The organism is Streptomyces sp. NPDC029139 (assembly GCF_055564335.1).
The window spans coordinates 114,733-126,986 of the sequence record NZ_JBVHWN010000009.1 but is presented as its reverse complement, the minus strand read 5'-3'; the positions used below and the strand labels follow the sequence as shown (position 1 = coordinate 126,986).

General features: G+C 71.1%; 10 protein-coding genes. 8 read left to right on the top strand and 2 right to left on the bottom strand.

Going from position 1 to position 12,254, the window contains the following annotated elements:
• Positions 1-47 precede the first annotated feature (47 nt).
• The 4 genes from ACZ4VW_RS21125 to ACZ4VW_RS21110 all read left to right on the top strand — a co-directional run bounded on the left by ACZ4VW_RS21125 (position 48) and on the right by ACZ4VW_RS21110 (position 5,288).
• Positions 48-1,394: an NAD(P)/FAD-dependent oxidoreductase gene (locus tag ACZ4VW_RS21125; protein ID WP_467964547.1), complete on the top strand. Its 1,347-nt coding sequence runs from the start codon at positions 48-50 to the stop codon at positions 1,392-1,394.
• A gap of 229 nt (positions 1,395-1,623) precedes the next feature.
• Positions 1,624-3,153 carry a Re/Si-specific NAD(P)(+) transhydrogenase subunit alpha gene (locus tag ACZ4VW_RS21120; RefSeq protein ID WP_467964545.1) on the top strand — a complete coding sequence of 510 codons (1,530 nt, stop codon included), beginning with the start codon at positions 1,624-1,626 and terminating at the stop codon, positions 3,151-3,153.
• A gap of 1 nt (position 3,154) precedes the next feature.
• A complete protein-coding gene (gene pntB, locus ACZ4VW_RS21115; RefSeq protein WP_467964543.1) occupies positions 3,155-4,573 on the top strand; it encodes a Re/Si-specific NAD(P)(+) transhydrogenase subunit beta in 1,419 nt (472 codons plus the stop codon).
• Between the two features lie 148 nt (positions 4,574-4,721).
• Positions 4,722-5,288 (top strand): HutD/Ves family protein, encoded by a 567-nt coding sequence (locus ACZ4VW_RS21110; RefSeq protein ID WP_467964541.1) that lies wholly within the window; start codon positions 4,722-4,724, stop codon positions 5,286-5,288.
• 84 nt (positions 5,289-5,372) lie between these two features.
• On the opposite strand, the gene lepB is transcribed toward ACZ4VW_RS21110, so the two are convergent.
• A complete protein-coding gene (gene lepB, locus ACZ4VW_RS21105) occupies positions 5,373-6,140 on the bottom strand; it encodes a signal peptidase I (RefSeq protein ID WP_467964810.1) in 768 nt (255 codons plus the stop codon).
• Between the two features lie 123 nt (positions 6,141-6,263).
• Positions 6,264-6,911, bottom strand: a complete 648-nt coding sequence (locus ACZ4VW_RS21100) for a class I SAM-dependent methyltransferase (protein ID WP_467964539.1) — start codon at positions 6,909-6,911, stop codon at positions 6,264-6,266.
• A 171-nt stretch (positions 6,912-7,082) separates the two neighbouring features.
• Between ACZ4VW_RS21100 and ACZ4VW_RS21095 the strand changes: the two genes are divergently transcribed.
• From ACZ4VW_RS21095 to ACZ4VW_RS21080, 4 genes are all read left to right on the top strand, one after another.
• Positions 7,083-7,643: a CchlQ gene (locus ACZ4VW_RS21095; protein WP_467964537.1), complete on the top strand. Its 561-nt coding sequence runs from the start codon at positions 7,083-7,085 to the stop codon at positions 7,641-7,643.
• Positions 7,644-7,857: 214 nt separating this feature from the next.
• The gene (locus tag ACZ4VW_RS21090; protein WP_467964535.1) at positions 7,858-9,993 is read left to right on the top strand and encodes a SpoIIE family protein phosphatase; all 2,136 of its coding nucleotides are present in this window, start codon (positions 7,858-7,860) and stop codon (positions 9,991-9,993) included.
• Between the two features lie 295 nt (positions 9,994-10,288).
• Positions 10,289-11,371, top strand: coding sequence for a sugar ABC transporter substrate-binding protein (locus tag ACZ4VW_RS21085; protein ID WP_467964534.1), 1,083 nt, complete (start codon positions 10,289-10,291; stop codon positions 11,369-11,371).
• Positions 11,372-11,461: 90 nt separating this feature from the next.
• Complete coding sequence (locus ACZ4VW_RS21080; RefSeq protein WP_467964532.1) at positions 11,462-12,241, top strand: ATP-binding cassette domain-containing protein; 780 nt, start codon at positions 11,462-11,464, stop codon at positions 12,239-12,241.
• The last annotated feature ends 13 nt before the right edge of the window (positions 12,242-12,254 follow it).

The following is a 12,254-nucleotide window of genomic DNA, read 5'->3' as shown; positions in this document are numbered from 1 at the left end:
CGAATTCCACCCCACCACCGCGTACGACCGAGACGAGGAACAGCGAGATGCGGACGGACGACGTCGAGTACACCACCTTCAGCGGCTGGGTCGACCCGCCCACCGATGTCCGGCCCGCCCTGCGGGACGGCGTCACCTGTGAGGTCGCGGTCGTCGGCGGCGGCCTGGCGGGCATGTCGACGGCGCTGCGGCTGGCCGAGCGAGGCCGGGACGTGGTGCTGCTGGAGGCCGAGTTCTGCGGCCACGGCTCCGCCTCGCGCAACGCCGGGCAGGTGGCAGGCGCCCCCGGGGGCGACATCCAGCTCCTGAACATGCTCTACCCCCATCGGTTTCCCGGCGTCGTCCGGTTCGCCGAGAACTCCGCGCACTTCCTGGAGCGGCTGATCGAGCGGCTGGACATCGACTGCGACTACGAGGCGACGGGCAACGTCTGCGCCGCCGTGTCCCGGGGACAGATGGGCCGCGTGCGCCGGGTGACGAAGCTCCTGCGGAAGGCCGGTGCGAAGGTCGAGCTGGGCACGAGCGCGGAGCTCGGCATCCCCCGCGGCTTCCCCGGCGGTATGCGCGAGCGCGTCGGCGGGATATTGAACCCCGGCAAGTTCAGCCTGGGCATCCGAAGCGCCGTCCTCGCGTCGAGCGCCCGGGTCTTCGAGCGGACGCGCGTCACCGACGTCACGCGGGACGGCGATCACGTCGTCATCAGGACACCCGGGGGCGAGGTGCGCGCGAACAAGGTCGTGCTCGCGACGAACGCCTTCGGCGGCGAGCTGGCCATCGCTCCCGAGCGGCTCTCCGTGCCGATCTGGGTCACCGAGGTGGAGACCGAGCCGATCGATCCCGCGCGCCTGGCCGCCCTGGGGTGGACCAGCCGGTCGGGGGTGGTCACCCAGCACAACATCATGGAGAACTACCGGCTGACCTCGCGCAACACCATCGTGTTCGGCGTCCGTCGGCTCCAGCGGGGGAAGAACCACCCGCTTCCCCCGAGGGAGCCGGACGAGGCCGTCGTCGCCGATCTCGCACGCGCCTTCGAAAGGCGCTTCCCCGCGCTCGCCGACGTCGCGGCCGCGCGGGCCTGGGGCGGATGGATCGCGATCACCTCGTCGTGGCTTCCGCTCGCCGGCACGATCGGCGACAGCGTCTTCTACTCCGTCGCCTGCAACGGCCACGGCCTGGCCCAGGCGCCGTACATGGGTTCCCTCATCGCCGACCTGATCGTGGACGGGGAACGGCACGAGGACCTGAAGACGCTCTGGGCGAAGAAGCCCCGCTTCCCTCGCCCTTTGATGATGGGCGCTCTGGGACTGCGCACCATCTGGACCGTCGACCGTTTCAACGACCTGGTCAACGGAAGCCGCCGGAACGCCCGTCGCGGCGCGGCTCCGGTGAACTGACCGGATCCCTCCCGACGGATCGGGACAAAGACGGTCAGCGCGCGACGACCTGCCGGGAAGCACGGGATCCCGGCCGTGTCGAGTGTTGCGTGTACCTCACCGGTGGGTGCTGTTCAAGGAGAGCTTTCGGCGGCCAAGCTGAGCCTCGTGCTCCGGATCATTGCGGGTGCACTTCTGATCGTGTGGAGAACTTGCCGGCGACGGCCAGAGCAGCGAACGGAGAACACTCGTGATTGTCGGAGTCCTCAAGGAAGCGCGGGCAGGTGAGAGTCGCGTTGCGGCCACGCCGGCCACGATCGAACAGATCCGCAAACTGGGGTACGACGTGATCGTCGCCCCGGGCGCGGGAGTCGCGGCCGGCTTCACCGACAGTGCCTACGAGGCAGCCGGCGCGACCGTCGGCGACGCGGCGACCGCGGACGTGGTGCTGGGAGTCAACGCCCCGACGCCCTCGCAGCTGGACCGGGTACGCCCGGAGGCGACGGTGATCGCCCTGTTCGCGCCGGCCTTCGACCCGGCCATGGTCGAGGATCTGGGCCGGCGCCCCTTCACGGCGCTGTCGATGGACGCCGTGCCGCGCATCAGCCGGGCGCAGTCGATGGACGTGCTGTCGTCCATGGCGAACATCGCCGGCTACCGGGCCGTCATCGAGGCCGCGCACGAGTTCGGCCGCTTCTTCACCGGCCAGGTGACCGCCGCGGGCAAGGTCCCGCCGGCGAAGGTGCTCGTCGCGGGCGCCGGCGTCGCCGGTCTGGCGGCGATCGGCGCGTCCGGCTCGCTCGGAGCGATCGTACGGGCGACCGACCCGCGACCGGAGGTGGCCGACCAGGTCCGCTCGCTGGGCGGCGAGTACCTGTCGATCGAGTCGCCGGAGGTCGAGGTCTCGAAGACCGGCTACGCCAAGGAGATGGGCGACGACTACAAGGCGCGCGAGGTCGAGCTCTACGCCGCGCAGTGCCGCGAGGTCGACATCGTCATCACCACCGCGCTGATCCCGGGCCGTCCCGCCCCGACGCTGATCACCGCGGAGATGGTGGCGGGCATGAGGCCGGGGTCGGTGATCGTCGACATGGCGGCCGCCAACGGCGGCAACGTCGAGGGCACCGTGAAGGGCGAGAAGACCGTCACGGAGAACGGCGTGACGATCCTCGGATACACCGATCTGGCGGGCCGGCTGCCGGCCCAGGCTTCGCAGCTGTACGGCACGAACCTGGTGAACCTGCTGAAGCTGATGACGCCGGGCAAGGACGGGTCGCTGGTCCTCGACTGGGACGACCCGGTGCAGCGCTCGATCACCGTCGTACGCGGTGGCGAGTCGGCGTGGCCGCCCCCGCCGGTCCAGGTCTCCGCGGCCCCGGCCACCACGCCCGCGGCGGCTTCGACGGAGCCGGCGAAGCCGAAGAAGGCGCCGATGACGGCGCGGCAGAAGTTCGCGGGCGTGGCCCTCGGCGCCCTGGCGCTGTTCCTCACCGCCGCCTTCGCCCCCGCGGCGCTGCTGCCCCACGTGACGGTCTTCATCCTGGCGATCGTGATCGGCTACTACGTGATCGGGCACGTGCACCACGCGCTGCACACCCCGCTGATGTCGGTGACGAACGCGATCTCCGGGATCATCGTCGTCGGCGCGCTCCTGCAGATCGGCCACACGAGCACGGCGGTCACGGTGCTCTCGTTCGTCGCGATCCTTCTGGCCAGTATCAACATCTTCGGCGGCTTCGCGGTGACGCGTCGCATGCTCGCCATGTTCAACCGGAGCTGACATGTCTGCGACCCTCGCCGCGCAAGCGGCCTACCTCGTTGCCGCGCTGCTGTTCATCCTCGCGCTGGCAGGACTCTCCAAGCACGAATCGGCGCGGCTCGGCAACGCGTTCGGCATGCTCGGCATGGGCGTCGCGCTCGTCGCGACGGTCGTGCTCGCCCTGGACGGCGACGTCAGCGGTGCCGGCCTCGGCCTGATGGCCGGCGCCATGCTGATCGGCGCGCTGATCGGCCTGCAGCGGGCTCGCGGTGTCGAGATGACCGGAATGCCCGAACTGATCGCGCTGCTGCACTCCTTCGTCGGTCTGGCGGCCGTGCTGGTCAGCTGGAACGGCTTCCTGAACGTCGAGCACGACCCGAACGGGCACGAGGCGAAGGCCCTGGACGCGCTCGGCACGCTGGGCATCCACCACGCCGAGGTGTTCATCGGCCTGTTCATCGGCGCGGTGACCTTCACCGGCTCCATCGTGGCGTACCTGAAGCTCGCCGCGAAGATCGACTCCAAGCCGTTGGTGCTGCCGGGCAAGAACGCCCTGAACCTCGGCTCGCTGGTCCTGTTCGTCGCCCTCACGGTGTGGTTCGTGATCACGCCGGAGCTGTGGCTGCTGATCACCGTGACGGTCCTGGCGCTGGCCCTCGGCTGGCACCTGGTGGCCTCGATCGGCGGCGGCGACATGCCGGTCGTCGTCTCGATGCTCAACAGCTACTCCGGCTGGGCGGCGGCGGCCTCCGGCTTCCTGCTCGGCAACGACCTGCTGATCATCACCGGTGCGCTCGTCGGCTCCTCGGGTGCCTACCTGTCCTACATCATGTGCAAGGCGATGAACCGCTCGTTCCTCTCCGTGATCGCGGGCGGCTTCGGCATCGAGGCGCCGTCGGGCTCGGACGTCGACTACGGCGAGCACCAGGAGACCACCGCCCAGGGCGCCGCCGAACTCCTGGGCGCAGCCCGGTCCGTGGTCATCACGCCCGGGTACGGCATGGCCGTCGCCCAGGCGCAGTACCCCGTCGCGGAACTCACCTCGAAGCTGCGCGCGAAGGGCGTCGACGTCCGGTTCGGCATCCACCCCGTCGCCGGCCGCCTGCCCGGCCACATGAACGTGCTCCTCGCCGAGGCCAAGGTGCCGTACGACATCGTGCTCGAGATGGACGAGATCAACGACGACTTCGCCAAGACCGACGTCGTGCTCGTGATCGGCGCCAACGACACGGTCAACCCGGCCGGAGCGGAGGACCCCAGCAGCCCGCTCGCCGGCATGCCGGTCCTCAACGTCTGGGAGGCCGGCAAGGTCATCGTCTTCAAGCGCTCGATGGCCTCCGGATACGCGGGCGTGCAGAACCCGCTCTTCTTCAAGGAGAACACCGCGATGCTCTTCGGCGACGCGAAGACCCGGGTCGAGGACATCGTCGGCGCGCTCTGAGCGGTGTGACGGGTGAGGGCCTCCCGGCTCGGCGTGGACGCGGACGTCCACGCCGATGCCGGGAGGCCCTCACCCGTCGGAAACGGTCCCACTATCGTTGTCCGCCCGGGTGATCCGCACCCGTACCGGACGCACCTCAGGAGCCCGCATGCACCCCTACGACGTCGAGACCCTGACGGCGGGCCGGTGGCGCAACGGCGGGGGCGCCACGCGGGAGATCGTCTCGTGGCCGGTGGGCGCCGAGGAGTTCCAGTGGCGTGCGAGCGTCGCCGACATCGACCGGGACGGGCCGTTCTCGGCCTTCCCCGGGGTCGACCGGACGTTCACCCTCCTGGCGGGCGACGGTGTGCGGTTGACGGCCCCAGGGGCGTTCGACCGGACGGTGCGAGCGGGGGAGCCCTTCGGGTTCTCCGGCGAACTTGAGCTGACCGCCGAACCGCGGGGCGGGGCCTGCCGGGTACTCAACATCATGGTGCGGCGCGGCAGCCGGGCTGCTCGGGTGGACCGCGTCACCGGGGCCGTGGTACCGCCCGGCGGCCACGCCGGAGTGCTTCACGTGCTGCGCGGCCACTGGCGGACAGGAGCCGAGGGGCGTCTGTTGGCGGCGGGCCAGGGCGTGTGGTGGGACGAGGACGACTTGGCGCCCGGCCGAACGGTCACCCCCCTCTCACCCGACGCGAGCGCGTTGTGGGCGGACGTCGCGCCTGTGCGTTGAGTACGGCGGACCGCTACGGGAGCCGCACGGTGCCGCCCCCGGCCGGCCCCGGGTGTCCGACCCGCCCGCGGTCCTGAGGGAGCGTCACCGTACCGGTGCCAGGCCCGGCTGCTCGAAGGTGTTCGGGACGGGCAGGGTCGACCAGTGTCCGACCGGCCAGGCGACCACGACGGCGCGGCCGACCACGTCCTCCACGGGCACCATGCCGGCGCGGGGGTCGTTCTGGTGGTAGCGGGAGTCCTGCGAGCTCTGGCGGTGGTCGCCCATCACCCAGAGATGGCCGCGGGGGACCGTGACCTTGAACTGGCCGTCCGCGTCCGTGCTGCAGGCGGTGTTGCCGGGGAAGACGTACGGCTCGGCGAGCGGCTTGCCGTTCACCTTCAGCGGTCCCGTGCCCGCGCATTCGACCGTGTCGCCGGCCACCCCGATGACCCGCTTGATCAGGTGCTGCTCCCCGGCCGCCGGCATCAGCCCGACGAAGCTCAGGAACTTCTGTGCCGCGTTGGGCTCCCGCACCGGTTGGCGCACCAGCCAGTCGCCGGGGTCGCGGAAGACCATGACCTCACCCCGGTCGGGTTCCGAGCCGAACCAGGGTGTGAGCTTGTCGACCAGGACGCGATCGTCCGCCTGCAGCGCGTTCTGCATGGAGCCCGAGGGGATGAGGAACGCCTGGAGCAAGAACGTCTTGATCAGGAAGGCCAGGACCAGCGCGACGGCGGCGAGCAGCGGAAGCTCGACCCAGAAGGGACGAGATCGCTCGGGGCCGCGACCGGAGTCGGCGGCGGCCTCGGCGGAAGGACCGTCCTCCGGGCCCTCCCGATCGGTTCGCGCATCGATCGCCACGTCGCCCACGTCCACTCCCGGCTTCCTCGAATTCCTGCTGTCCGAATGGACCTTATGCCCGTTGATGCCCGACCGGCCGCCGACGGCGCTCCGCACCCACGTACGGGTGACCCGACGGCCCTCTTCGTCCGGCTACGCCTTGCGCGCGAGCAGATGAACCTCCTGGAACTGCCGTCGGTCGGTGGGCTGGGGCTCGCGCACCATCCGGGCCACCTCGATCAGGCCGGACTCGCGCAGCATCCCGGCGAGGTGATCGGGTGACCACCGGTAGGCCAGGGCGACGGTGTGGTCGAAGGTCTGCGTCGGGTGGGACGGATCATCGCTCGCCGAGAAGCCGATCAGAAGGTGACCGCCGGGCGCCAGCACCCGACGGAACTCCGCCAGGATCACCGGGAGTTCCTGCGGCGGCGTGTGGATGACGGACCACCGTGAGAGCACGCCGCCCAGCACACCGTCGGCGAAGTCCAGGGCGGCCATCGAGCCCACGTCGAACCGCAGGCGCGGACAGTCCCGTCGAGCGATCTCGATCATGGCGGGAGAGGCGTCGACACCGCATGCCGCCAGCCCCAGCCCGTCCAGGTGAGCGGTGATGTGGCCGGGCCCGCACCCCAGGTCCGCGACCCGATCGTTCCCACTCGCGCGTACGACCTCGGCGAAGGCACCCAGCATCGCGCGGTCCAGGGGGCTGTCCCGCAGCGAGTCGCGGAACAGCCGCGCATAGGTGGGGGCAGCGGCGTCGTAGGCCTCGCGGGTGGTGGTGAGGGCATCGTGTTCGACCATGCCGGCGACTGTAGTTCCCGGCCCCGACACGAGCCGAGGACATGTCGGTCCTCTCTCCGGCGCCGGTTCGCGCTCCGGACGTACACCCGTCCGCCCCACCCGTGGGGCATGATCAGCGGGAGGGACGGCGCGGGGGAGCGCCCTTCCGGAACACCGACAGGGGGACAGGGCATGGAGTGGGGAACGCTGGTCGCCACACTGGGCGGCGGTCTGATCGCGATAGCCGGTACGGTGCTGGCCGACCGCCTGCGTACGCGCCAGGAGCACCGCCGCGGCCTTCAGGCGCGCCGCCGGGACGTCTACACCGAGTTCATCACGGCGACGGGCGCGGCCCACACCGAACTGCGCCGCCTCGCGCAGCACGGCGCCGGGACGACCGACCTGGACGAAGCGAGCCGCCTGGCGCTGACGGACGCCCGCATCTACGAGGTGCGTGAGCGCCTCTTCCTCGACGCCAGCGCCCGGATCGCGGGAACGGGCCAGACCATGTTCGAACGCCTCCGCGCCCTCCGGAGCGTGGTCGCCGCGGGCGCCGGCATCTCGACCCCCGCGTTCCACGAGGTCTATCACCCCTATCTGGACGCCGTGTGGGCCTACCGCGAGGCCGTCCGCGACGAACTGGAGGGCCACGCCCTCACCCCGACCGACTTCGGCTGGTCCGCCTGGGACGGCCGCGAGCGCTGCCCGCACTGCGTGGAGCGGGATGCGGATCCGATGATCGGGCGGCGCTGACGAGCCCCGCTCTCCAGCCGTCCGGAGCAGGAAGGCGGGGGTTCCGTTCGCGCGTGCCGTCGATGTGGGTGAAGCTCGTGGGGTTCCCACCCCTTCGCCGTCGAGAAGGAAGGCCCGGCGATGTACCACCGCCTGTCCGATCCGGAGATCGCCCGGTCCGCGCTGACGACCGCGTTCGCCTGACGGGCGGTCCGTGACGTACGGGAGTGCATGAGTGAACGCGGACGAGGAGCGCGACGGGCGCACCGCCCACGAGGCGTCGTCCGATCCCGGGCGCTCCGCGCCGGGGGCGGACGCCTCGGACCGCCGCGTCCGGCCGGAAGAGGACGTCCGCGGGCCCGCGCGGCCGGAAGAGGACGTCCGGGGGCCGGAGCCCGACGGGGCCAGGTCGTGGGACGAGGCTGTTCTGGACGCCGTGTTCACCCAGTCCGACGTGGGACTCCACGTCCTGGACACGGACCTGCGCGTCGTCCGCGTGAACAAGGTCGCCGCCCGCTCCCGTGGCATCCCGGCGGAGCGGATCGTGGGCCTGCCGGCGGCGGAGGCGTACGCCTCCGCCGGGGTGCACGTCGACGAGGATCTTCTACGGGGCGTCCTCACCACGGGCCGCCCGGCGATCGATCACCTGCTCACGGGACATCCGCCCGCCGACCCGCGCCGCGCGCGTGTCTTCTCCGCCTCGGCCCACCGCCTTCTGGACAGCGCCGGAGGCGTGCTCGGCGTGGTCGTCACGACCACCGACGTCACCGAACGCGAACGCGCGCACGCCCGGCTCCGCCTCCTGCGCGACGCCTACGAGCGGATCGGCTCCAGCCTCGACGTGGAGCGGACCGCCCAGGAACTGGTGGGTGTGACGGTGCCGAGATTCGCCGCGTCGGTCGTCGTCGCCCTCACCGACGTCGTACTGAAGGGGCAGGACCCTCGCCTCCTGCGCCGGGACGAGATCCCGCTGCTGCGGTGCGCGGCGACCGGCAGGACGGAAGCCGGCCCACAGCTCCCGGAGGCCGGATCGCTCCTGCTCCCGGGGATCTTCGGACCGGAACTGCCCACGACGGCCTCGGTGCTCCCCCGGGAAGGTCCCGGCACGTTCACCGGCACGCGGCTCGTGGCGCCCTTGGCCGTACGAGGGCTGATCCTCGGGGCCGTCGCGTTCCAGCGCGCGGGGGACGCCGAACCGTACGGCCCGGACGACCTCGAACTCGCCGACGGACTCGCTGCCCGCACGGCGACCTGCCTGGAGAACGCCCTGCGCTTCACCCGCGAGCACACCGTCATGGCGGCGCTGCAGAGCTGGCCGCCGCACCAGGAGGAGGCCACACAGGGGGCGGTCGACGTCGCGCAGCGCCATCGGCCCGTCGGCAGCGGCGCCGGCTCCTGGTACGACATCATCCCGCTGCCGGGCGCGCGCGTGGCCCTCGTCGTCGGGCAGGTCGAGCACCCGGGACTGAGCGCCGTCGCCACCATGAGCCGTCTGCGCACCGCCGTGCACAGCCTGACCACACTGGATCTCGACCCGCACGAACTGCTCGCCCGTCTCCACGCCACCACCCTCCGGCTCTCCGCCGAGCACGGGAGCGCACCGGAAGGCGACCATCCGACGGCGAGCTGCACGATCGCCGTCCACGACCCCGTCGGCGGACGTCTCGACATCGCACGCGCCGGCACGTCGCTCTTCGCCGTCGTCCGCCCCGACGGATCGGTCGACACGCAGCCGGTCGACGTCGGGCCCCTCCTCGGCGCGGAGGGCCCGCCCTTCGCCTGCTCCACGCACCACCTGCCCGAGGGCAGCACCCTCTGCATGGCCTCCGCCCCGGCATCCGTCGACGACGGACCGCGCCGGGAAGAACTCCTGCGCGCCCTCGCCCGTCCCGAGCGCGACCCGCAGGAGATGGCGGACGACGTGGAACGGCTTCTGACGCCCGACCGGGTCCTGCTGGTGGCGCGCACCCGACACCTGCCGCCGGACGAACTGGCCGAATGGAACATCCCCTTCGACTTCTCGGCCGTCGCCGTCGCGCGGACGTACGTCGAGGAACGCCTCCGGCAGTGGCGACACCCCGTCGACCCCTTCACCGCGTCGCTCGTCGCCAGTGAACTGGTGACCAACGCCGTCCGCTACGGCGCCGCACCGATCACCCTGCGCCTCATCACCGACTTCGACGGCCTGACCTGCGAGGTCAGTGACGCCGGCCAGGCCGCCCCCCACCTCCGCCACGCCAAGGCGGTCGACGAGGGCGGCCGCGGCCTGCTCATCTGCGCCACCCTCGCCGAGAACTGGGGCGTGCGGCACACCGAGGAGGGCAAGACGGTGTGGGCGCGACTGGGAGCGGACGAGCCCGCCGTTCCGTGACGGTGTCGGGCCCTCGGGCTTCGGTGGCCACGAGGCTTCGGGTGGACCGGCGGCGACCGGCGGCGGACCGGCGTTGTCCAGGCGTCGTAGGGCGGCGGACCGTCGTCGTACCAGGTCGGGGAGCACATCGCCCACCGGCGACGACCGTCCGTGACGGCAGGCCGACGGTGCGTGCGCTCATGTCACCCGCTTGCCGGTCTCCGGGTTGCGGCTAATGTCGTATTAAGGCGATATGTGCACCCTCGTTCCCCGCGCTCTACCGGTGAAGGGAAAGGGGCGTACGGAAGGAGCCCCCATGACCCGCACAGTGCGCGGTGCGATAGCCCTCCTGGGAGCCGCCGCTCTTTCGCTCGGTGCCGTGGCGACCAGTGGCGCGTCCCAGCCGGGCGCCGCACAGGGCGAAGTGAAGATCGGCCTGCTGCTGCCGGAGAGCAAGACCACGCGGTACGAGAAGTTCGACCGGCCGTACATCGAGCAGAAGATCAAGGAGCTGGCCCCCGACGCGCAGATCGACTACTACAACGCCGCCGAGAGCGCCACCACCCAGCAACAGCAGGTGAACACGGCTCTCGCCAAGGGCAACAAGGTGCTGATCCTGGACGCGGTGGACGCCAAGTCCATCCAGTCCTCCGTGCAGAAGGCCCATGACGCCGGTGTGAAGGTCGTCGCGTACGACCGCCTCGCGCAGGGCCCCGTCGACGCCTATGTCTCGTACGACAACCGCAAGGTCGGCGAGTTGCAGGGCCAGGCCCTGCTCGACGCGCTCGGAGACAAGGCCGACACCGGCCAGATCGTGATGCACAACGGCTCGCCGACCGACCCGAACGCGGCCGAGTTCAAGGCCGGCGCCCACTCCGTCCTCGACGGCAAGGTGAAGATCGGCAAGGAGTACGACACCCCCAACTGGGACCCGAACAACGCCAACCAGCAGATGTCCGGTGCCATCAGCGCCCTGGGCAAGGAGAACATCGTCGGCGTCTACTCCGCCAACGACGGCCTGGCGGCAGGCATCGCCACCGCCCTCAAGGCAGCCGGCATCAACGTCCCGCTGACCGGCCAGGACGCCCAGCTCGACGCGATCCAGCGGATCCTTCTCGGCACGCAGACGATCACCGTCGAGAAGCCGTACAAGCCGGAGGCGGACGCGGCCGCCACGATGGCCGTGAACCTCGCCGAGGGCAAGGAGCTGCCCGACTCCCTGACGCCCACCACCGTCACGAGCGGCAGCGGCCAGAAGGTGCCGGCCATGCTGCTGACCCCGGTCGTGGTCGACAAGAACAACATCAAGGACACCGTCGTCAAGGACGGCCTGTACACGGTCCAGGAGATCTGCACGCCCACCTACGCCGCGGCATGCAAGGACGCCGGACTCCAGTAGCCGTGTCCCGTCGGGGCGCCCCGTCCGGGCGTCCCGGCGGAGTGCCCCGGCGGAGCGGTCCGCCGGGGGTGTGCGGAGGAGGCGTTGACGTTGCCGGAAGAACCTGTGCTCACACTGCGGGGCATCTCCAAGCGGTTCGGCGCCGTCCAGGCGCTGTCGGACTTCGACCTGGAGGTCCACCCCGGCGAGGTCGTCGCCCTCGTCGGTGACAACGGCGCCGGGAAGTCCACCGCCGTCAAGGCGATCGCCGGAGTGAACCCGCCCGACGAGGGCGTCATCGCGTGGCAGGGCCGCCGGGTCAGCATCAACCGGCCCCACGACGCCCAGAACCTCGGGATCGCCACCGTCTACCAGGACCTCGCGCTGTGCGACAACCTCGACGTGGTCGGCAATCTCTTCCTCGGCCGCGAACTGCGCCGCTTCGGCGTGCTCGACGAGGTCGGGATGGAGCGGCGCTCGCGCGAGCTGCTCGACACCCTGTCCATCCGCATCCCCAGTGTCCGGATCCCCGTGGCCTCGCTCTCCGGCGGCCAGCGCCAGACCGTCGCGATCGCCCGGTCCCTGATCGGCGAACCCCGGGTCGTCATCCTCGACGAGCCCACCGCCGCCCTGGGCGTGGAGCAGACCGCCGAAGTGCTCGACCTGGTCGAGCGGCTGCGCGACCACGGGCTCGGAACGATCCTGATCAGCCACAACATGGTGGACGTGATGGCGGTCGCCGACCGCATCGCGGTGCTGCGCCTCGGCCGGAACAACGGATTCTTCGACACCCGCTCCACGACCACCGAGGAGATCATCTCCGCCATCACCGGGGCCACCGACAGCGCCGTCACCCGCCGCCAGGCCCGCAAGCGGGAGGAGGAGCGATGAGTGGGGACAGAGG

Bases quoted from the DNA above. Each gene is read 5' to 3' on its own strand.
- ACZ4VW_RS21125 (WP_467964547.1), top strand. From the start codon at position 48: ATGCGGACGGACGACGTCGAGTACACCACCTTCAGCGGCTGGGTCGAC.
- pntB (WP_467964543.1), top strand. From the start codon at position 3,155: ATGTCTGCGACCCTCGCCGCGCAAGCGGCCTACCTCGTTGCCGCGCTG.
- ACZ4VW_RS21110 (WP_467964541.1), top strand. From the start codon at position 4,722: ATGCACCCCTACGACGTCGAGACCCTGACGGCGGGCCGGTGGCGCAAC.
- ACZ4VW_RS21100 (WP_467964539.1), bottom strand. From the start codon at position 6,911: ATGGTCGAACACGATGCCCTCACCACCACCCGCGAGGCCTACGACGCC.
- ACZ4VW_RS21095 (WP_467964537.1), top strand. From the start codon at position 7,083: ATGGAGTGGGGAACGCTGGTCGCCACACTGGGCGGCGGTCTGATCGCG.
- ACZ4VW_RS21085 (WP_467964534.1), top strand. From the start codon at position 10,289: ATGACCCGCACAGTGCGCGGTGCGATAGCCCTCCTGGGAGCCGCCGCT.